Annotated in this window: 17 protein-coding genes; 7 read left to right on the top strand and 10 right to left on the bottom strand. The window is 71.2% G+C overall.

What is annotated here, in order from left to right; genetic code table 11:
- Position 1: 1 nt before the first annotated feature.
- Both ABD292_RS11510 and ABD292_RS11505 read left to right on the top strand, forming a co-directional pair.
- Positions 2–382: a globin gene (locus ABD292_RS11510; protein ID WP_344207090.1), complete on the top strand. Its 381-nt coding sequence runs from the start codon at positions 2–4 to the stop codon at positions 380–382.
- A gap of 17 nt (positions 383–399) precedes the next feature.
- Entirely contained in the window at positions 400–1,908 is a 1,509-nt protein-coding gene (locus ABD292_RS11505) for a glycoside hydrolase family 13 protein (protein ID WP_344207089.1), read from the top strand.
- 3 nt (positions 1,909–1,911) lie between these two features.
- Here the strand turns inward: ABD292_RS11505 and ABD292_RS11500 are convergent, their stop codons facing one another.
- From ABD292_RS11500 to ABD292_RS11490, 3 genes are read right to left on the bottom strand one after another with little or no spacing between them, the layout of a single operon-like run.
- Positions 1,912–3,075 carry an MFS transporter gene (locus ABD292_RS11500; RefSeq protein ID WP_344207087.1) on the bottom strand — a complete coding sequence of 388 codons (1,164 nt, stop codon included), beginning with the start codon at positions 3,073–3,075 and terminating at the stop codon, positions 1,912–1,914.
- Entirely contained in the window at positions 3,075–3,491 is a 417-nt protein-coding gene (locus ABD292_RS11495) for an acyl-CoA thioesterase (RefSeq protein WP_344207086.1), read from the bottom strand. The genes ABD292_RS11500 and ABD292_RS11495 overlap by 1 nt, the downstream gene beginning before the upstream one ends.
- 22 nt (positions 3,492–3,513) lie before the next feature.
- On the bottom strand, positions 3,514–4,923 hold the full coding sequence (locus ABD292_RS11490) for an MFS transporter (protein WP_344207158.1): 1,410 nt from the start codon (positions 4,921–4,923) through the stop codon (positions 3,514–3,516).
- Positions 4,924–5,024: 101 nt separating this feature from the next.
- Here ABD292_RS11490 and ABD292_RS11485 point away from each other — a divergent pair, with 101 nt between their 5' ends.
- A complete protein-coding gene (locus tag ABD292_RS11485; protein WP_344207085.1) occupies positions 5,025–5,924 on the top strand; it encodes an SDR family oxidoreductase in 900 nt (299 codons plus the stop codon).
- A gap of 1 nt (position 5,925) precedes the next feature.
- Positions 5,926–6,744 carry a MaoC family dehydratase gene (locus ABD292_RS11480; RefSeq protein WP_344207084.1) on the top strand — a complete coding sequence of 273 codons (819 nt, stop codon included), beginning with the start codon at positions 5,926–5,928 and terminating at the stop codon, positions 6,742–6,744.
- Between the two features lie 9 nt (positions 6,745–6,753).
- On the opposite strand, the gene ABD292_RS11475 is transcribed toward ABD292_RS11480, so the two are convergent.
- A complete protein-coding gene (locus ABD292_RS11475) occupies positions 6,754–7,365 on the bottom strand; it encodes a TetR/AcrR family transcriptional regulator (protein WP_020542109.1) in 612 nt (203 codons plus the stop codon).
- 115 nt (positions 7,366–7,480) lie between these two features.
- Here ABD292_RS11475 and ABD292_RS11470 point away from each other — a divergent pair, with 115 nt between their 5' ends.
- Together ABD292_RS11470 and ABD292_RS11465 are read left to right on the top strand one after the other, a co-directional pair.
- Positions 7,481–8,635 (top strand): acyl-CoA dehydrogenase family protein, encoded by a 1,155-nt coding sequence (locus tag ABD292_RS11470; RefSeq protein ID WP_344207083.1) that lies wholly within the window; start codon positions 7,481–7,483, stop codon positions 8,633–8,635.
- 4 nt (positions 8,636–8,639) lie between these two features.
- Positions 8,640–10,727: an acetate--CoA ligase family protein gene (locus ABD292_RS11465; RefSeq protein WP_344207082.1), complete on the top strand. Its 2,088-nt coding sequence runs from the start codon at positions 8,640–8,642 to the stop codon at positions 10,725–10,727.
- A 56-nt stretch (positions 10,728–10,783) separates the two neighbouring features.
- On the opposite strand, the gene ABD292_RS11460 is transcribed toward ABD292_RS11465, so the two are convergent.
- From ABD292_RS11460 to ABD292_RS11450, 3 genes are all read right to left on the bottom strand, one after another.
- Complete coding sequence (locus ABD292_RS11460) at positions 10,784–11,911, bottom strand: thiolase C-terminal domain-containing protein (RefSeq protein ID WP_344207081.1); 1,128 nt, start codon at positions 11,909–11,911, stop codon at positions 10,784–10,786.
- Positions 11,908–12,327: a Zn-ribbon domain-containing OB-fold protein gene (locus tag ABD292_RS11455; RefSeq protein ID WP_344207080.1), complete on the bottom strand. Its 420-nt coding sequence runs from the start codon at positions 12,325–12,327 to the stop codon at positions 11,908–11,910. Before ABD292_RS11455 ends, ABD292_RS11460 begins: the two co-directional genes overlap by 4 nt.
- 75 nt (positions 12,328–12,402) lie before the next feature.
- A complete protein-coding gene (locus ABD292_RS11450; RefSeq protein ID WP_344207079.1) occupies positions 12,403–12,915 on the bottom strand; it encodes a VOC family protein in 513 nt (170 codons plus the stop codon).
- Between the two features lie 164 nt (positions 12,916–13,079).
- On the opposite strand from ABD292_RS11450, the gene ABD292_RS11445 reads away from it, so the two are divergent.
- Positions 13,080–14,393: an MFS transporter gene (locus ABD292_RS11445; protein ID WP_344207078.1), complete on the top strand. Its 1,314-nt coding sequence runs from the start codon at positions 13,080–13,082 to the stop codon at positions 14,391–14,393.
- Positions 14,394–14,464: 71 nt separating this feature from the next.
- Here ABD292_RS11445 and ettA read toward each other — a convergent pair whose 3' ends face one another.
- The 3 genes from ettA to ABD292_RS11430 all read right to left on the bottom strand — a co-directional run bounded on the left by ettA (position 14,465) and on the right by ABD292_RS11430 (position 19,492).
- Positions 14,465–16,129 (bottom strand): energy-dependent translational throttle protein EttA, encoded by a 1,665-nt coding sequence (gene ettA / locus ABD292_RS11440; RefSeq protein WP_344207077.1) that lies wholly within the window; start codon positions 16,127–16,129, stop codon positions 14,465–14,467.
- Positions 16,130–16,240: 111 nt separating this feature from the next.
- Positions 16,241–18,112 carry a diguanylate cyclase gene (locus tag ABD292_RS11435; RefSeq protein WP_344207076.1) on the bottom strand — a complete coding sequence of 624 codons (1,872 nt, stop codon included), beginning with the start codon at positions 18,110–18,112 and terminating at the stop codon, positions 16,241–16,243.
- 822 nt (positions 18,113–18,934) lie between these two features.
- Entirely contained in the window at positions 18,935–19,492 is a 558-nt protein-coding gene (locus tag ABD292_RS11430) for a single-stranded DNA-binding protein (protein ID WP_344207075.1), read from the bottom strand.
- Between the last annotated feature and the right edge of the window lie 52 nt (positions 19,493–19,544).

Here is a 19,544-nt window from a genome sequence, read left to right as displayed (position 1 = left end):
TGTGACTGAGACCTCCTTCTACGATGCCGTAGGCGGCGAGGAGACCTTCCGGCGCCTCGTCCACCGTTTCTACGAGGGGGTCGCCGACGACCCGATCCTGCGGCCGCTCTACCCCGAGCCCGACCTGACGGGCGCCGAGGAGCGGCTGCGGGGCTTCCTCGTCCAGTACTGGGGCGGCCCCAAGACCTACAGCGAGCAGCGCGGGCATCCCCGGCTGCGGATGCGGCACATGCCGTTCGTGATCGGCGAGCCCGAGCGGGACGCCTGGCTGCGGCACATGCGGGACGCGGTCGACTCGCTCGACCTGCCGGAGGAGCAGGAGACCCGGCTCTGGGACTATCTGGTCTACGCCGCCCACAGCTTGGTGAACTCCCCCGCCTGACGGGGCAGAGAGCCGTCATGGACATCCCCTGGTGGCGTGACGCCGTCGTTTACGAGATCTATGTACGCAGCTTCGCCGACGCCTCGGGAGACGGCGTCGGCGACCTGGCCGGGGTGCGGCAGCGGCTGCCCTACCTGAAGCGGCTGGGGATCGACGCCATCTGGCTGACCCCGTTCTACCCCTCCCCCATGGCCGACGGCGGCTACGACGTGGCCGACTACCGAGGCGTGGACCCGCTGTTCGGCTCGCTGGCCGACTTCGACGCGCTGGTGGCCGAGGCGCACGAGCTGGGGCTGCGGGTGCTGGTCGACATCGTGCCCAACCACAGCTCCGACCAGCATCCGTGGTTCCAGGCGGCGCTGCGGGGCGAGGGCCGCGACCGCTACATCTTCCGCGACACCACCAACAACTGGCAGTCCACCTTCAGCGGCCCGGCCTGGACGCAGGTGCCCGACGGCCAGTACTACCTGCACCTGTTCGCCCCGGGCCAGCCCGACTTCAACTGGCGCAACCCCGAGGTGCACGAGGAGTTCCTCGACGTGCTGCGGTTCTGGCTGGACCGCGGCGTCGACGGGTTCCGCATCGACGTGGCGATGGGCCTCTACAAGGCGGAGGGCCTGCCCGACGTGGGCGACCAGTCGTTCATGGCGGCCTCGCCGGTGTGGGGCCAGCCCGAGGTGCACGGCGTCTACCGCGACTGGCGGCGGCTGCTCGACAGCTATCCGGGCGAGCGCATGGCGGTGGGCGAGGTCTGGACCGACAGCCTCGACGACCTCGCGCTCTACGTGCGCCCCGACGAGCTGCAGCAGAGCTTCAACTTCGCCTGGCTGCAGGCGCCCTGGTCGCCGACGGCGTTCAAGCAGGTGATCGACGACACGCTCGGCGCGGTCCCCTACGCGACGTGGGTGCTGTCCAACCACGACGTGGTACGCCACCGCACCCGCTACGGCACGGCCGACCCCGGCACGGGGCTGGCGCGGGCACGGGCCGCGCTGCTGACCATGCTGGCCCTGCCCGGCTCGGCCTACCTCTACCAGGGCGAGGAGCTGGGCCTGCCCGAGGTCACCGATCTGCCGGCCGAGGCCCGTCAGGATCCGGTGTTCTTCCAGTCGGAGGGCAAGCTGCCGGGGCGCGACGGGTGCCGGGTGCCGATCCCGTGGACGGTGGACGCCCCCTCCCACGGGTTCTCCCCCGACTCGGTGGAGCCGTGGCTGCCGCAGCCGCCGGAGTTCGCGGAGCTGAGCGTGGAGAAGCAGGAGGGCGACGCCGACTCGACGCTGGAGTTCTACCGGCGGGCGCTGGCCCGGCGCCGCGAACTGGTGGAGGAAATTCCTTATACCTTGGAGTGGCTGGATTCTCCCGAAGGTGCGCTTTTCTTCACCCGCGGCCCGCTGATCTGCGCCGTCAACTGCGGCACCCACCCCGTACGCCTCCCCGCCCACGACGAGGTGATCCTGGCGAGCGGCCCGGTCAAGGGCGGCCTGCTGCCCGCCGACACGGCCGTGTGGCTGCGCCGGGCCGCGTAGCCCTCACCCCCGCCGGGCCCGCTCATTTCTCCACGGCACGACCGGCACCGACAGCAGCGTGCACGCCAGCCCCGCGGCGAAGCCCGCCCAGAACCCGGCGCTCTCCATGAGCACGCCGGTGAGCGGGATGGCGGCCAAGGAGACGGTGTTCTGGACGGTGTTGTGGGTGCCGAGCACCCGCCCCGCCCAGGCGGGCCCGGCGAGCTCGCCCGCCGCGAGGTAGGCGAGCCCGTTGCCGGCCACCGTCATCACGGCGGCCAGCGCCAGCATGACGGGGCCCGGCCAGGTGCGGGTGAGCGTCCCGGCGACCAGCAGGAGCAGCACGACGACGTTGGCGAACGTGATCAGCAACAGGGGCCGCATGCGCAGCCCGACCCGGTCCGACCAGCGGCCGGCCGCGACGCGCACCGCGGCCCCGCCGATCGCCGCCACGCCGAACAGCCGGCCGGCCGACACGGCGTCCCAGCCGTAGAGCTCGACCAGGCAGGTCACCCCGTACGTGGTGACCACGATCTGGGGCACCACGTGCAGGGCGCTGGTGGCGTGCACCCGCCAGAGCGCCGGCTGCCGGTACGGCGAGCCGGCCGGCGCCGCGCCCTGCCCGGCGGCCTCGTGCGGCGGCTCGGTCAGGAAGATCGCGGCCAGCACCGCGGCCAGCAGGCTCACGCCCGCGCAGACGAGCAGCACGCCGGGCAGCCCGTACGCCGCCGCGACCGGCGGCAGCGTGAACGCGCTCACCGCCATGCCCAGCGTGAAGGACACCTGGCGCACGCCCATGGCGACGCCGCGCTCGGGCGGCCGGAACCAGCGCAGCACGATCCGCCCGCCGCCGACCATCGCGGCCGAGCCCGCCGCGCCGGCCAGGGCGAGCAGCACGGCCACCCCCCAGACGCTCTCGACGCGGGAGGCGGCGGCGAACAGCACGGCCGCCAGGCCCACGCCGGCGCCGAGCACGAGCCGCTCGCCGTGCCGGTCGGCCAGCGCGCCCCAGGCGACGAGGGCGGCGAGGATGCCGACGGCGGAGGCGTTGGCGATGATGCCGGCCACCGGCAGCGACACCCCGAAGTGGCGCTGGATCTCCGGCATGACCAGCGGTAAGCCGAACAGCCCGAGGGTGACGCCGGCGTGGGCGTTGACGCCCAGCGCCAGCATCCACCAGCGCTTCATTACGCGAAGCGCTTGAGGTAGGCCAGTTCGGCCTCGCTGAGCCTGCGCGGGGCGGCCCGCTCGACGTCGTAGGCGGCGATCACGGAGGTGGCCGTGACGTAGAGCTCGTCGTCGTCGCGGATCTCGTACCGCAGCCGGAAGCGCACCGCGCGGACCTCCTCCACCCAGGTCTCCACGCGCACCGGCTGGGGGCGGAAGCCGAGCGGGCGGCGGTAGTCGATCTCGTGCCGGGTGACGACCAGGCCGCCGAACGGCTCCTCCCCCGCGTTGTGCGGGTCGATGGCGAACATGCCGAAGCGGGCGTCCTCCAGGTAGTCGAGGAAGCGCACGTTGTTGACGTGACCTTGGGAGTCGACGTCGCCGAAGCGCACCGCGCGGAGGTAGACGTGTCGCCGGGGACCGTTGCGTTCAACCACCTGGCCACCGTACCGGTCCCGGTCAGGTGGCCCTGCGCCGGGCCAGGCAGGCCAGCACGGTCAGCACCGAGATCGCGGCCATGGCGGCGAGCGCGTAGCGGTAGCCGGTGACGAGCTGCTCGACCGCGCCGCCCGACAGCCGGCCGAGCGTGCCGGCGAAGACCTGCTGGTGCAGGGCGGCCGGGAGCGGGGCGGTGAGGATCGACAGGACCAGGGCGGTGCCGACGACGTTGCCGGTGTTCTGGAGCATGAGGCGCATGGCGTTGACGATGCCGAGCCGGTCGGAAGGCAGGCCGTCGAGGATGGCGGTGGTGTTGGAGGGCAGGAACACCCCCGAGCCGAGCCCGATGAGCACCAGCCCGAGCGCCACGGCCGGATAGGGGACGTCGGTGGACATCACGGCCAGCATGACGAGCAGGCCGCAGGTGGTGGCGGCGGCGCCGCCGACGGCCAGCGTACGGGCGGTGAGCAGGCGCTGGAGGAACCCGGAGACCACGGAGGCGGTCATCGCGGCCACCGCGAGCGGCAGCACCTTGAGCCCGGCCTGCACCGGGTCCTCGCCGCGTACGGCCTGGAAGTAGAGGGCGACGAGGAACACCATGCCCATGCGGGCGACGGCGTTGAGGAACGAGGCGAGCGTCCCGAAGGCGAACGCCCGGTCGCGGAAGAGCCCCAGGTCCACCACGGGGTGCGCGGCCCGCCGCTCTCTGATCAGGAAGAGCGGCAGCCCGGCGACGGCCGCCACCAGCCCGGACACCACGACCGGGTGGCTCCAGCCGAGCCGGGTGAACTCCGACAGCGCCAGCAGCAGCCCGCCCAGTGTGACCAGCACGAGCAGGCTGCCGGGCAGGTCGAGGCCGCGGTCCCGGTCGCCGGGCGCGGGGCCGCGCAGCACGAGCGCGCCCCAGACCAGGCACACGACGCCCATCGGCACGTTGAACCAGAACACCCACCGCCAGCCCAGGCTCTCGGCAAGGAACCCGCCGAGCGTCGGCCCGATGAGCCCGGCGATCGAGAACGAGGCCACGTACACGCCCATGCCCTCGCCCAGCCGCTCGCGGGGGAAGGCGTCGCTGACGAGGGCGGCGCTGTTGGTGAGGAGCATGGCGGCCCCGGCGGCCTGCACCACGCGCAGCGCGACGATCACCCAGGCGTTGGGCGAGAAGCCGGCGAGGAGGGCGGCGAAGGTGTAGATCCCCAGCCCGAGCAGGTACATCCGGCGGCGGCCGAACAGGTCGGCCAGCCTGCCTAATACCACCATGAGCACGGTCGTGGTCAACTGGAAGCCCAGGAGGATCCAGCCGGCCGCGGTGGCGTCGGCCCCGGTGTGCCGGGCGATCTCGGGCAGCGCGACGTTCATCGAGCTGCCGCCGAGACCGGTCAGCACGCTGGCGAGGCTCACGACCGACAACGTTCGCCAGGCCTGGCCCATGGGAGTGGTGGTCGTGAGCGTCAAGAGAGACCCTGTCCTTTCTAGATTTTAATACTAGAATCCAATTCGCATCGTCAGCCGGTCAAGGATCGAGGTGTCGGATGAGCGGGATAGTCGAGGGCCGCGTGGTCATCGTCACGGGCGGAGCGCGGGGCATCGGGCGCGGGCACGCGCTGGAGTTCGCCCGGCAGGGCGCCAAGGTGGTGGTCAACGACCTGGGCGCGGAGGTGGACGGCACCGGCTCGTCCGGGGCCGCGGCGGACGTGGTGGCCGAGATCGAGGCCATGGGCGGGGAGGCGATCGTCAACGGCGAGGACGTCTCCGACTTCGACGGCGCGGAACGCCTGGTGCGCGCCGCGATCGAGCGGTTCGGCGACCTGCACGTGCTGGTCAACAACGCGGGCATCCTGCGGGACCGGATGCTCGTCAACATGACCGCCGACGAGTGGGACGCCGTCATCAAGGTGCATCTGCGGGGGACGTTCGCGCCACTGCGCCACGCCGCCGCCTACTGGCGGGGCAAGGCGAAGGCGGGCGAACCGGTGGATGCCCGGATCATCAACACGACCTCGTCCTCCGGCATCTACGGTAACCCGGGGCAGGGCAACTACGGCGCGGCCAAGGCGGGCATCGCGGGCCTGACCGTCATCGCGGCGCGGGAGCTGGAGCGTTACGGCGTCACCGTCAACGCCGTCGCCCCCGCCGCGCTCACCCGCATGACCGAGAACCTCATTTCCTCCGGGGCCAAGGGCGCCGACCCCGAGGACATCGCGCCGCTGGTGGTCTGGCTGGCCAGCGCGGAGGCGCGCGGCATCACCGGCCGGGTGTTCAACGTGCGCGGCGGCGCGATCAGCGTGGCCGAGGGCTGGCACGCGGGGCCCGGCGTCGACAAGGGCTCGCGGTGGGACCCGGCCGAGCTGGGCGCGGTCATCCCCGGCCTGGTCGAGAAGGCCGCGCCCAACGCGCTCACCAACGGCCGCATCCCGGGACGGGAGGACTGACATGCCGCTCGACCACGGCGTGGTCGGCCAGGAGGGGCCGGCGCACGAGCGCACCTGGACGGCCAGGGACACCATGCTGTACGCGCTCGGCGTCGGCGCGGGCCTGTCGGAGCTGGAGTTCGCGACCGAGAAGGGCCAGCGGGTGCTGCCGACGTTCGCGGTGCTGGCCGCGCAGTCGCCGGGGCGGCGGCTCGGCGACTTCGACCGGGCCATGCTGGTCCACGCCGAGCAGGCGTTCGAGCTGTTTCGCGAGCTGCCGCCGGCCGGCGGGGTGCGCACGTCCAGCACGGTCACCGGCATCTACGACAAGGGCTCCGGCGCGCTGGTGACGACCGAGGCGCGGGCGGTGGACCTGGAGACCGGCGAGCCGGTCGTCGTCAGCCGGAGCTCGGTGTTCATCAGGGGCGAGGGCGGCTTCGGCGGCGAGCGCGGACCGCGCGACGACTGGCGGGCGCCGGACCGGGCTCCCGACCACAAGATCACCTACGCGACGCGGCCCGAGCAGGCGCTGGTCTACCGGCTGTCGGGCGACTACAACCCGCTGCACAGCGATCCGGAGTTCGCCGCGCGGGCGGGCTTCGACCGGCCGATCCTGCACGGGCTGTGCACGTACGGGGTGACCGGGCGGGCGCTGCTGCACGCGGTCGCGGGCTCGGACCCGGCCAGGTTCAAGGCGATGTCGGGCCGGTTCAGCAGCCCCGTCTTCCCTGGCGAGTCGCTGACGGTGTCGATCTGGGTGGACGGGACCGACGTGCTGTTCCGTACGGCGAAGGACGACGGCACGGTGGTCATCGACCGCGGCCGGGCCACCGTCGCCTGAGCCCCGGGCTCAGCTCTCGTCGAGGACCCGCAGGGGGTCGAGGCGGCGGATCAGCGTCATCGCCGCCTCGATGACCTCCTGCGCCTCCTCCTCGGTGTCGGAGGTGGCGACCTCGCGCGCGGCCTCGCCGATGATGCTGGTCAGCACGGCCACGGTGAACCGGTCGAGCGGGTCGCCGCCGGCGCCGAGCAGCACGGCGTTCTGGCGGACCCACTCGCGGCCCCGGGTGCGCCTGATCAGCTCGAAGCCGGGCGGCCCGTCGCCGTCGATGAACAGCCGGACCAGGTCGCGGCGCTCCCACGCCCCGGCGAGGTAGGCGCGCGCCCCGGCGATCAGCAGCTCGACCGGGTCGCTCACGCCCTCCTTCTTGGCCTTGGACACGCTGGCGGCCGACGCCTGCTCGTGCGCCGCCTGGTGGTCCTCGTAGAGGGCGAGGAACAGCTCGGTCTTGCCGCCGAAGTGGTGATAGAGGCTGCCGACGCTGGATCCGGCGCGGGCCACCACCTCGGAGACGTTGGCCTCGGCGAAGCCGTGCTCGCTGAAGACCTCACGGGCCGCCTGCAGCATGCTCTTGCGGGTCTGCGCGGTGCGGCTCCACTCCCACGACGACTTGCGTGCCATGCGTGCCATGCTAGCGCCTCCAAATTCTAGAATCTGATTCTTGACACCGGACCTCCTTGCCCCGAATGTATTCCTAGAGAAAGATTCTAGAAATTTCCGCAGGCAGGAGGCGGCCGTGGACTTCTCACTCACCCCCGAGGAACGGCAGATCCGCGACACCGTACGGTCCTTCATCGAGAGAGAGGTCATGCCGCTGGAGCCCGAGGTCCTGCGCAACGAGCGCGAAGGCCGGCCGGCGATCGACCGCGACACCCTGGTCGAGCTGCGCGCCAAGGCCAGGAAGTCCGGGTTCTGGGGCATCAACACCCCCGAGGAGTACGGCGGCGCCGCCCTCGGCCCCGTCATGTCCGCGATCATCGCGATGGAGCTGGGCCGTACGTTCGTGCCGTTCACCTTCGGCGGCACCGCCGACAACATCCTCTACGCCGGCACCGAGGAGCAGAAGCGCCGCTACCTCATCCCCACCATCGAGGGCGAGCGCCGCTCCTGCTTCGCGATCACCGAGCCGGGCGCGGGCTCCGACGCCCGCAACATCCGCACCAAGGCCGTACGCGACGGCAGCGAGTGGATCATCAACGGCGAGAAGACCTTCATCACCAACGGCAGCGAGGCCGACTTCGTCATGGTGTTCGCCGTGGCCGAGGAGCACGGCGTCACCTGCTTCCTGGTGGACAGGGAGATGGGCTGGACCTCCGAGCCGATCCCGACCATGGGCGAGTGGGGCCCGGCGTCGCTGGTGTTCCAGGACGTCCGGGTGCCGGAGGAGAACATCCTCGGCGAGCTGGGCAAGGGCTTCGAGCTGGCCATGCAGTGGATCGGCCAGGGCCGCTACATGATCCCCGCCCGCGCCATCGGCTCGGCCGAGCGCATGCTCCAGATGGCCGTCGACTACGCCAAGATCCGCAAGTCGATGGGGCAGGCGATCGCGGAGTACCAGGCCATCCAGTGGATGATCGCCGACTCCCAGGTGGAGATCGAGGCCGCCAAGTGGCTCACGCTGTACGCGGCCTGGCGGGTCCAGGAGGGCATGGACGCCCGGCACGCCTCCTCCATCGCCAAGCTCAACGGCGCGGTCATGGCCAACCAGGTCGTCGACCGGGTGCTCCAGATCCACGGGGGTATGGGGTACACGAAGGAGCTGCCGATCGAGCGGTGGTACCGCGAGCTGCGGCTGCTGCGCATCTTCGAGGGCACCGACGAGATCCAGCGCCGTACCATCGCCCGCAACCTCATCAAGGGACACGCGCGGCTGGGTCTCATCGGGGAGTGATCGCATGTCGGTCCACGCACTGTTCAACCCGCGCTCGATCGCCCTGGTCGGCGCCACCGACAAGTCGGGCTGGTCGGTCAGCACCCTGCTCAACCTGCGTACGCACGGGTTCCCCGGGCCGGTGCACCTGGTGAACCCGCGCGGCGGCGTGGTGCACGGGCAGCCCGCCCACCGCAGCCTCACCGAGATCCCCGGGCCCGTCGACCTCGCGTACGTCATGGTGCCGACCCCGGCGGTGCTCGGCGTGCTCAAGGAGGGCGCCAAGCTCGGCATCCGCGACTACGTGGTGCTGACGGCGGGCTTCGGCGAGTCGGGCGAGGAGGGCGCGCGGATGGAGGCCGAGATCGCCGGCTTCGCTCGCGAGCACGGCCTGACCGTCCTCGGGCCCAACGGCAACGGCTACATCAACGCCGCCGCCGGGATCACCCCGTACGGGTTGCCCATCCCCGAGCCGCTGCTGCGCGGCTCGGTCGGCGTGGTGCTGCAGAGCGGCGCGCTGGCCAGCTCGGTGCTGGGCTTCGCGCTGGCCCGCAACGTCGGCGTCAGCCTGCTCACCTCGATGGGCAACGAGTCCGTCGTCACGGTCACCGACGTGGTCGACTACCTCGTGGACGATCCGGCGACCAAGGTGATCGCACTGTTCCTGGAGACGATCAGGAACCCGGCCGAGTTCTCCCGGGTGGCGCGGCGGGCTCTGGAGGCCGGCAAGCCGATCGTGGCGCTGAAGATCGGGCGCAGCACGCTGGCCTCGCGTACCGCGCAGGCCCACACGGGCGCGCTCGTCGGCGACGACGACGTCATCGACGCCGCCCTGCGGCAGCTCGGCGTGATCCGGGTGCGCTCGCTGGAGGACCTGATCATCACGGCCGGGCTGCTGGCCGCGACCGGGCCGCTGCCCGGCCGGCGGGTCGGCGTCGTGACGCCCTCCGGCGGCGCGTCGGAGATCATCGCCGACCGGGCCGAGGACGAAGGGCTGGAGCTGCCGGCGTTCGCGCCGGACACCGTGGCCAAGCTGGCCGAGATCGTGCCGTCGTTCGGCACCGTGCAGAACCCGCTCGACGTCACCGGCTACGTCCTCATCGACCGGACGCTGCTCGGGCGGGCGCTGGAGGTGGTCACCGCCGATCCCGGCATCGACGTGGTGCTGCTGCTGTCCGAGCCGCCCAAGGTCGCGCCGCCCGACCCGGCGCCGGTCTTCGCGTTGTACGCGGCCAGCGCGCGGCGCATCGCCGAGTCGCCGGTGCCGGTCGTCGTGGTGAGCAACGTGCTGACGGACGTCACGGAGTTCGGGCGGCAGGTGCAGCGGGAGACCGGCTATCCGTATGTGGCGGGCGGGATCGAGCACGGCCTCCAGGCCATCGCGGCCGCGGTCCGCTGGTCCGAGACCCGGGAGCACGCCCTGTCCCGGCCCGCCGCGGCTCCGCCCGCCACCGTGGCCGTTCCTGAAGGGGCGGCCGGGGTGTGGGCCGAGCACCGGGCCGCCGCCCTGCTGGCCTCGGCCGGGCTGCCCGTCGTGCCGTCGGCGCTCGCCCGGACCGCGGACGAGGCGGTCGCGGCGGCCGAGAGCTTCGGCTATCCCGTCGTGCTCAAGGTGGCCGCCGAAGGGCTCGGCCACAAGAGCGACATCGGCGGGGTCCGGCTGGACGTACGGGACGCCGCCGCGGTCGGGCGGATCCACGGCGAGCTCATGGCCGCGGTGCCGGACGCGGACGGGGTGCTCGTGCAGCCGCAGCGCGGCGGCGGGATCGAGCTGCTGGTCGGGATCGTCCGCGATCCCACCTGGGGGCTGACGCTCGCCGTCGGGCTCGGCGGGGTGTGGGTCGAGGTGCTGCGGGACGCGGCGCTGCGCGTGCTGCCGGTGGACGCCGCGGAGGTCCGCCGGGCGCTGTCGGAGCTGCGCGGCGCGGCGCTGCTGCAGGGGGCTCGGGGCGCCGAGCCCGCCGATCTCGGCGCGGTGGCCGAGGTGGTGGCGCGGATCGCGGCGTTCGCCGAGAGCCTCGGCGAACGGCTGGAGTCCCTGGAGATCAACCCGCTCCTCGTCACCGGCTCCCGCGTCGAGGCCCTGGACGCGCTGGTCACCTGGCGCGACTGATCCCACGCCGACGCCTGCCGGCCGGGGGCTTGAGCTCCCCCGGCCGGCTCGGCGCGTCAGGGCAGGCGGTTGGCGAGGACGAGGGTCGCGGCCGAGGCGAACATGCCGCCGTTGCCCAGCACCACGCTCACCTCCACCCCGGGCACCTGGGCCGCCGCCTCGCCGCGGAGCTGGCGCACCGCTTCCTGGATGGCGAACATGCCGTACATGCCGGTGTGCGTGTAGGACAGGCCGCCGCCGTTGGTGTTCATGGGCAGCCGGCCGCCGGGCGAGGTGTGGCCCTCGGCGATGAACGCCCCCGCCTCGCCCCGGCCCACGAACCCGAGATCCTCCAGGCCGTAGATCGGCACATGGGCGAAGGCGTCGTACACCATGAGGTGGTCGACGTCCTCGTGCGTGATCTTGGCCTCGGCGAACGCCGCCTCCCCCGACCGCCGGAACGCCTTCGAGGTGGTGAAGTCCTCCATCTGCGAGATGATCGGCGACTCCGCCGACTCGCCCGAGCCCAGCAGGTGGACCGGGGAGCGCCGGGCGCGCTCGGCGGAGGTGACGACCAGGGCGCCGCCGCCGTCCGTGACCAGGCAGCATTCCAGCAGGTGGAACGGGTAGGCGACCATGCGCGAGGCGAACACGTCCTCGACCGTGATGAGATCGCGGAACATCGCCCGCGGGTTGAGGTGCGACCAGCGCCGCTGCGCCACCGCCACCTCGGCCAGCTGCTCGTGGGTGAGGCCGGTCTCCTTCATGTAGCGCAACGCGGTGATCGTGAACGACGTGGGCGGCCCCACCACGCCGTACGGCACCTCGAACTGGCCCAGCAGCGAGTCCGGCCCCATGCCGTACCGGCCGGCCCCGACCCGCGAGCGGCCCGACTCGCCGTGCGTGATGAGCACGGTGTGGCACAGCCCGGCGCGGATGGCCGCCGCCGCGTGCCGTACGTGGAACAGGAACGACGAGCCGCCCACGCCCGTGCCGTCCAGCCAGGCGGGGGTGATGCCGAGGGCGTGGGCCACCTGGATCGGACCGGGCGTGCCGACCGTGGCGACGCCGTCGATGTCGTCCTTGGTCAGCCCCGCGTCGGCGAGCGCGTTGCGGGCGGCCTCCAGGTGGAGCTGGAGGGTCGAGTGGTTCGGGAGGCGGCCGACCTCGTCGGTCTCGGCGGCGCCGGCGATCACGACGTTCATCGGGCGCCTCCAGCGTCCGTGGCGGCGGGCTCGAAGAGGGGCACCGACACCTCGCCGCGCCGCTCGAACACCACCCGCAGCTCCATGTCCAGCGGCAGGTTCTCGGGGACGTTCTCGACGCCCACGATGTTGGTCATCATGCGTACGCCCTCCTCCAGCTCGACGACCGCGATGGCGTACGGTCCTTCGTCCTCGAAGCCGGGGGCGGGGCGGTGGTTGATCACGTACGAGTAGAGGGTCGCGCGGCCGCTGGCCCGGACCCATTCGACCTGGTCACTGCCGCAATGGGGGCAGCTCGGCCGCGGGTAGAAGTAGTGGCGCGCGCACGTCTGGCAACGCTGGATCCTGAGCTCTCCCGCGGCCGTGCCGTCCCAGAACGGCTGGGTGTCGGGTGTGGGCTTAGGTGCCGGCTTCATCGGCCTCCCCAATCTGGTTCTAGAATCTCACTCTAAATCTGGCGAGACCAGAGAGGGAAGACCCGCGAAGCCGGATCAGGGACTGGGGACGCCGTTGCCGTTGCGGCCGCGCCCGGCGAGCACCTCCTCCAGGCTCGGCCGCGGCTCGTTCGCGTCGCGGAAGCCCGGCTGGGCGAGCTGGATCAGCACCCCCTGCGCCTCCTTGGGGTGCAGGAACACCTCCTGCCAGCGCGCGTCGGCCCGGTTGAGCCCGTGCAGGCGGAAGCCGCGGGCGGTGAGCCGGGCGACGGCCGCGTCCAGGTCGTTGACGTGGAAGTTCAGGTGGTGGACGCCGCCCCGGCCCCGGGTGAGCTCGAAGAAGCTGTCGAAGAAGGACGAGCCCGCCAGCGGCTCCATCAGCTCGACCTTGCCGCCGTTCGCGTACGTGAGCTGCAGGGTGCGGTAGCCGCTGACCCGGTTGTCGCCCCCGCCGCCCAGATGCCGGCCGCCGAGCAGGTCGCCGTAGATCGGCAGCAGGTCCCTGATGCGCGGCGCGGCCACGGCCGTGTGGTCGAAGATCACCTCAAGGCCGTCGAGTTCCAGGTCCAAGGCGAGACTCCCTTACTCCGTCGAATCCTAGAATTTCATTCTAGCGCGCGGACCGCGACTCACCCTTGACGGAGGCCCGGTGTGAGGAGCAGCATCGCAGAAACCGATTCTAGAGCTAGCTTCTAGAACTAGGCGGGGGTCCAGCCCGATCAGAAAGGCCGTCCATGAGGCTGTCCTACGTCCGCGAGCTCGACGAGTACCCGACCGGCGCCCGGCGCATGAAGATCCTCACCATGGCCGTCCTGGCCATCCTCATCGGCTCCTACGAAGGGCAGATCGCGCCCGTCGTCCCGCTGCTGCTGAAAGACCTGGACATGACGCTGGCCACGTACGGCGCCGTGTCCGGCGCGGCGGCCGTGGCCGGCGCGATCGCCTCCATCCTCGGCGGCCGGCTCACCGACCGGGTGGGGCGGGTGCGGCTGCTCATCCCGCTCATGGCGTTGACCGCCGTGTGCTGCTTCGCCATGACGCTCGTGCACAGCCCGCGCGACCTGCTGATCGCCAGGATCGTGCTGGCGTTCGTGGACGGGGTGGCGATGGCCAGCACGGCTCCGCTGATCCGCGACTTCTCCCCGCGGCTCGGCCGGGCGCAGGCGTTCGGGTTCTGGACGTGGGGGCCGGTCGGCGCGAACTTCCTGGCCGCCGCCGTCGCCGGCTGGACCCTGCCGATCTTCAACGACTCCTGGCGCTCGCAGTTCGTCATCATGGGCTGCTTCTCGCTGGTCATCTCCATCGTCATCGCGCTCAACATCGCCGACCTCTCCCCCGAGCTGCGGGCCAGGATCCAGCACACCGAACGCGCCGCCACCGAGGCCGTGGACGTGACGCGGCCGGTCCGGATCTCGGCGCTGTTCGCCCGGCCCAACATCTGGGCGCACGTCGTCGGCATCTCGCTGTGGCTGGTCCTCTACATCACGCTGTCGCTGTTCGGGCAGACCATGCTGGTCGGCGCCCTCGGCGTGAGCAGCGCGGAGGCGTCCACGATCATGGCGGCGTTCTGGAGCCTCAACCTCATCACGCTCATCATCACCGGCCGCCTGTCGGACCGGCTCCAGCTCCGCAAGCCGTTCACCCTCGGCGGGACGATCGCCGCCGTGCTCGTCACCGCCTTCCTCGCCGTGCTCCTCGGCTCGCCCGGCGTCTCCTCCGGGACGCTCATGGTCGTCGGCGCACTGCTCGGCGGCTCGCTCGGTGTCGCGTACGCGCCGTGGATGGCGAACTACTCCGAGGACGCCGAGGACGCCGACCCGCGCCTGCAGGGCACCGCGTGGGGCCTGTTCGGCTTCCTGTCCAAGGGCATCGCGGTGGTCGGGCTGCTCGTCATCCCGCGGGTGGTCGAGGCCACCGGCTGGCAGACCTGGCTGTACGTGGCACTCGGCTGCCTCGTGCTGTTCGTCCCCGCGATCCTGATGTTCAACGGCCCCTGGCGGCGTACCGACCGGACCCCCGTCAAGGTGGCGGTGAAGGCGGAAGGCTGACCTGCCTCCTCATGACGGCAGGCGCCGGTCCCGAGGGGGCCGGCGCCTGCCGCCTTACGTACGACCCGCTTTTAGTCGCGGTGCAGCTTGCGGTACGTCACCCGGTGCGGGCGTGCCGCGTCCGCGCCCAGCCGCTCGATCTTGTTCTTCTCGTAGTCGGCGTAGTTGCCCTCGAACCAGAACCAGTTCGACCCTTCCTCCCACGCCAGGATGTGCGTGGCGATGCGGTCGAGGAACCAGCGGTCGTGCGAGGTGATGACCGCGCAGCCCGGGAAGTCGAGCAGCGCGTTCTCCAGCGACGACAGGGTCTCGGTGTCGAGGTCGTTGGTCGGCTCGTCCAGCAGCAGCACGTTGCCGCCCTGCTTGAGGGTGAGCGCCAGGTTGAGCCGGTTGCGCTCGCCGCCCGACAGCACCCCCGCCTTCTTCTGCTGGTCGGGGCCCTTGAACCCGAACGCCGCGATGTAGGCCCGCGACGGCATCTCGACGTTGCCGACCTTGATGTGGTCGAGCCCGTCGGAGACGACCTCCCAGACGTTCTTGTTCGGGTCGATGCCGCCACGGCTCTGGTCCGCGTAGGAGATCTTGACCGTGTCGCCGATCGTGATCGAGCCCTTGTCGGGCGTCTCACCGCCGGTGATCATCCGGAACAGCGTGGTCTTGCCGACGCCGTTGGGGCCGATGATGCCGACGATGCCGTTGCGCGGCAGGTCGAACGTCAGGCCCTCCATCAGCAGCCGGTCGTCGAAGCCCTTGGTGAGCTCCTCGGCCCTGATGACGGTGGTGCCGAGACGCGGGCCCGGCGGGATCTGGATCTCGTCGAAGTCCAGCTTGCGGTATTTGTCAGCCTCGGCCGCCATCTCCTCGTACCGCTGGAGACGGGCCTTGCTCTTGGTCTGGCGGGCCTTCGGGTTGGAGCGGACCCACTCCAGCTCGTCCTCCAGGCGCTTCTTGCGCTTGACGTCCTTCTGCCCCTCGACCTTGAGGCGCTGCGCCTTCGCCTCCAGGTAGGTCGAGTAGTTGCCCTCGTAGGCGTAGGCCCGGCCGCGGTCGAGCTCCAGGATCCAGTTCGCCACGTTGTCCAGGAAGTAGCGGTCGTGGGTGACGGCCAGCACGGTGCCGGCGTACTTCTCCAGGTGCTGCTCCAGCCACTGCACGCTCTCGGCGTCGAGGTGGTTGGTGGGCTCGTCGAGCAGCAGCAGGTCGGGGGCCTCCAGCAGCAGCTTGCACAGCGCGACCCGGCGGCGCTCACCACCGGACAGCGTGGTGACGTCGGCGTCGGGCGGCGGGCAGCGCAGGGCGTCCATCGCCTGTTCGAGCTGGCTGTCGAGATCCCAGGCGTTGCGGTGCTCCAACTGGTCCTGCAGCTTGCCCATCTCGTCCATCAGCTCGTCGCTGTAGTCGGTGGCCATCTGCTCGGCGATCTCGTTGAAGCGCTGGAGCATCGCCATCGTCTCGGCGACGCCCTCCTGCACGTTGCCGAGGACCGTCTTCTCCTCGTTGAGCGGGGGCTCCTGCTGGAGCATGCCCACCGTGAAGCCCGGCATGAGCCGCGCGTCACCGTTGGACGGCTGCTCCAGGCCGGCCATCATCCGGAGCAGCGTGGACTTCCCGGTGCCGTTCGGCCCCAGAACACCGATCTTGGCTCCGGGCAGGAACGACAGCGTGACGTCGTCAAGGACCACCTTGTCGCCGTGCGCCTTACGCACGCGCTGCAGCGTGTAGATGTACTCCGGCATGCCCCCTAGCTTAGGGGCTCCTGACCCAGGCTTCCGCCGCTCCTCCCCACCGCACCCACGCGACCGCCTTCTGGGCCGCCGGGTTCCGAGTGTCCTCCTCCAACGCTCCTCTCAGACCTCCGGCTCAGGAAGAGGTTGAACCTGGTGGGCCTGAGGCTGAACCGGAATCGCATACTCACCCTGGATCTGAGACTGGGCCCAGGGCTGAGGCTGAGGCCCGGCTTGCGACTCGGGATGGAGCCCGAGCCGAGGATGGGACCCGAGACCGAGCTGAGGGGCGAGGTCGGGCCCGGCGTCGAGGTCGGGGCGGGGGCCAGGGGCGAGCTCGGGATCGGATCTGGGCTGGGGCTGGGGCTGGCACTGCGACCGAGACAGAGCCTGGGAAGGAGACGCATCCAACGACGGAGACGGAGACAAGGACTGAGGCTGAGATGGGCTATCGGGGTGCGGAGGAGGAGGCTCGGGAAGATGGTGGAGCTCCGGATAGGGCTCGGGAAGAGGGCGGGGCTCCGGATAGGGCTCGGGAAGAGGGCGGGGCTCCGGATAGGGCTCGGGGAGGAGGTGGGGCTCCGGATGCGACTCGGGGAGGAGATGAGACTCCGGATGCGACTCGGGGAGAGGGCAGGGCGCCAGCTGGGGCTCGGGGAGGAGATGGGACTCCGGATGCGACTCGGGGAGGAGGTGGTGCTCCGGAGGGGGCTCGGTGGCGGGTAGGGAGCCGGGCTGCGGTTGGATGACGGACACGCAGACGCGGTCGCGGCCCAGCTCCTTGGCTCGGTAGAGGGCCAGGTCGGCGGCGGCCAGCAGCTCGATGAGATCGTCGCCGTGTACGTTCATCAGAGCCACGCCGGTCGAGACGGTGACCCTGATCAGGGTGTCATCGGCGGGGACGGCCAGGTGGCGGATGCGGGTGCGCAGGCGCTCGGCGACGCGACGGGCCTCATGGGAGTCGGCGCCCGGCAGCAGCACCACGAACTCCTCGCCGCCGAAGCGGCCCACCACGTCGTACTCGCGGAGCTGACCGCGCAACGTGGACGCCACGCCAACGAGCACCTGGTCGCCGGCCAGGTGACCGTGGGCGTCGTTGACGCGTTTGAAGTGGTCGATGTCGATGATCAGAAGGGCCAGGCTCGCGCCGGTGCGCCGCGCCCGGACGATCTCCATGTCGGCCTCGCGATGCCAGGCGGCGGCGTTGAGCAGACCGGTCTTGGCGTCCGTACGGGCCGCCGCCTGGAGCTGGGCGTGCAGCAGACTGCGTTGCAGCAGGACGACAGGCGGCAGGGCGAGCAGGAGCAGGGCCAGGTTGAGCCCGCAGACGATCGCGACGGAGATGCCCAGACACAGCTCGACGATGTCGAGCAGGAGGCTCTCTTTGTCCCAGAGCACCTCGCGCCAGCTCATGTCAGGGTCGGCGGTCAGGGCTGCGATGGCGATGAGGGCGATGTTGAGCAGCGCGAAGAGGACGGCGGCCACGACCGCGAAGATGATCGGCGGCCCGCTGCCCTGCGACAGCAGCCCCGGCTCCGCGACGAAACGATGGAACAGCACCGAAGCCGTACATCCCGCCAGGCCGATGGCGGCCGCGCTGGTGACCCGCCGGTAGAGGACGGTCGCCCGGACCCGTACCTGCAGGAGCGCGTGCAGGACGATCGGCGCGAACAACGCGTAGAGCGGCGGCAGGAGCAGCGCCACCGGCAACCACCAGGCCGACAGCAGGTCGCGTGAGACTCCGGCCGGCACCCCGAGCCGCCGGGTCGCCTCGATGCAGACCGCGCCGCAGCCCATGAGTGCGGCGAAGGTGTACACGTCCGGCCACCGGAACTCCAGTGTTACCGCGAACACCATGATCGCGACGAGGTCGAGAGCGACCATCGCGGCCAGGTAGATCACGAGCGCGCGGCGTTGCCCGAGCAACGGCCAGCGGCCGACCAGTGTTGACACACCGTCGCGAGGCTGGATCGAGGCGTGACTGGTCGCCGCCATCTCGTCTCCTCCCTAACTAACGATGTGTAACACAATAATTGCGGAGTGTGCGTTGTGCGATGGGAACCTATACGTTGGCATGGACCGTGCCTGCTCACTCCGCGAGCGGGCCGTGCCGGAAAGGAGCAGCCATGGTGCGGGGCGTCATCTGGACCTGATAGATGCTCTCTCGGGATCTAATGCTGGTGAACATGCCATCGGCCGCCCTCGGGGTGAAGTAACGGGCCTGGCCGGTGCCCCCCTCCCCCAGCTTTCCCCGCCCATCTCCCCCGCTCCTCCGGCGGCGGTCCCTGCCTGGATGGTCGGTTGCCCGCCTGCCCGGATCAGGGTCACTCACCTGATCCGGGCCAGGGTTACTCACCTGGTCCGGGCCAGGACTGCGCGCCTGATCCGAGCCAGGACTGCTCGCCTGATCCGAGCCAAAGCTGCTCGCCTGATCCGAGCCAGGACTGCTCGCCTGGTCGGGCGCTCGCCTGGTCCGGGGTGAGGGCGACGATCACAGACCCGCCGCCTTCTGCCGCCGCAGCCCGCTGCTCTCGCGCGGGCCGGTTCACGCCCACCGGTCACGCGAACGACTTCGTCCGGCCTGCGCGACCTGGCCCGCCCACCCAGCCGACCCAACGCATCCGGCCCAAGCCGGCCGCCCAACCTAGCCCGCCCAACCCAGCAGAGTCACCCGGCCCGCCCGACCCGGTCCGTAGGGCGGGGAGGCGGGACGGGGCGGGGTTGCGTTGGTGTTCTGTTGTTTGCCGGGCTGTTCGTGTGTCGGGGTGTGGCGGTTCGCCTGGGCGGCAGCCCCGGGTGGCGCAGCGGTGTCGGGGGTTATGCCGCCGCTCGGTCCTCCGTCAGGTGGGTCTCAGTGTCGTCGTCCAAGGGTTCGGGCTGCTCCTGGTCGGGGGCGCCGAGGATGCGTACGGTCGGCGAGGAGGCGCGGCCGGGGCGGGTGGCCATGGCCCAGTCCTGGGTTTCCTCGTCGAGGCGGTCGCGCATCTCCTTGCTCATCGAGGTCGTGCCGCCGCCCCGCTCGGGCTTGGTGAAGGCGCCGGTGCCCCAGCGCAGGTCGTGGCCCACAGCGCTGGCCTCGATCTCGGGCATGAAGCGGCGGTCGCCCTCCGGGCCGAACTCGCGGATGCGCAGCCTGCCGGAGACCACGACGGGCTGCCCGGCCCGTACGGACGTGGCGACGTTGTCGCCGAGGGCGCGCCAGCAGCGCACCGTGAAGCAGACGCGGTCGCCGTCCGTCCACTGGCCGGTCTTCTTGTCGAAGTAGCGATGTGAGGTGAGGACCCTCAGCGAGGTGACCCTGAGGCCGTCCTCGAAGGTGTATTGCCTGGGCTCTGCTGCGACGTTGCCGGTGAGCGTGACGTAGATGTCGTTCATCCTGTGCCTTCCCCTGCTGCGGGCGGCGGGCGGGGTGCCCGCGGCCTGGTGA

Origin of the sequence: Nonomuraea bangladeshensis (assembly GCF_039529455.1) — a bacterium.
GTDB classification, from domain to species: domain Bacteria; phylum Actinomycetota; class Actinomycetes; order Streptosporangiales; family Streptosporangiaceae; genus Nonomuraea; species Nonomuraea bangladeshensis.
This window is presented reverse-complemented; position numbering and strand designations above follow the sequence as displayed.

What these genes read in the sequence shown, in the direction of transcription:
- ABD292_RS11435 (WP_344207076.1), bottom strand. Translation starts at nt 18,112, where the DNA reads ATGGCGGCGACCAGTCACGCCTCGATCCAGCCTCGCGACGGTGTGTCA.
- ABD292_RS11465 (WP_344207082.1), top strand. Translation starts at nt 8,640, where the DNA reads ATGTCGGTCCACGCACTGTTCAACCCGCGCTCGATCGCCCTGGTCGGC.
- ABD292_RS11505 (WP_344207089.1), top strand. Translation starts at nt 400, where the DNA reads ATGGACATCCCCTGGTGGCGTGACGCCGTCGTTTACGAGATCTATGTA.
- ABD292_RS11460 (WP_344207081.1), bottom strand. Translation starts at nt 11,911, where the DNA reads ATGAACGTCGTGATCGCCGGCGCCGCCGAGACCGACGAGGTCGGCCGC.
- ABD292_RS11485 (WP_344207085.1), top strand. Translation starts at nt 5,025, where the DNA reads ATGAGCGGGATAGTCGAGGGCCGCGTGGTCATCGTCACGGGCGGAGCG.
- ABD292_RS11475 (WP_020542109.1), bottom strand. Translation starts at nt 7,365, where the DNA reads ATGGCACGCAAGTCGTCGTGGGAGTGGAGCCGCACCGCGCAGACCCGC.
- ABD292_RS11480 (WP_344207084.1), top strand. Translation starts at nt 5,926, where the DNA reads ATGCCGCTCGACCACGGCGTGGTCGGCCAGGAGGGGCCGGCGCACGAG.
- ABD292_RS11455 (WP_344207080.1), bottom strand. Translation starts at nt 12,327, where the DNA reads ATGAAGCCGGCACCTAAGCCCACACCCGACACCCAGCCGTTCTGGGAC.
- ABD292_RS11445 (WP_344207078.1), top strand. Translation starts at nt 13,080, where the DNA reads ATGAGGCTGTCCTACGTCCGCGAGCTCGACGAGTACCCGACCGGCGCC.
- ABD292_RS11490 (WP_344207158.1), bottom strand. Translation starts at nt 4,923, where the DNA reads ATGGGCCAGGCCTGGCGAACGTTGTCGGTCGTGAGCCTCGCCAGCGTG.
- ettA (WP_344207077.1), bottom strand. Translation starts at nt 16,129, where the DNA reads ATGCCGGAGTACATCTACACGCTGCAGCGCGTGCGTAAGGCGCACGGC.
- ABD292_RS11430 (WP_344207075.1), bottom strand. Translation starts at nt 19,492, where the DNA reads ATGAACGACATCTACGTCACGCTCACCGGCAACGTCGCAGCAGAGCCC.
- ABD292_RS11500 (WP_344207087.1), bottom strand. Translation starts at nt 3,075, where the DNA reads ATGAAGCGCTGGTGGATGCTGGCGCTGGGCGTCAACGCCCACGCCGGC.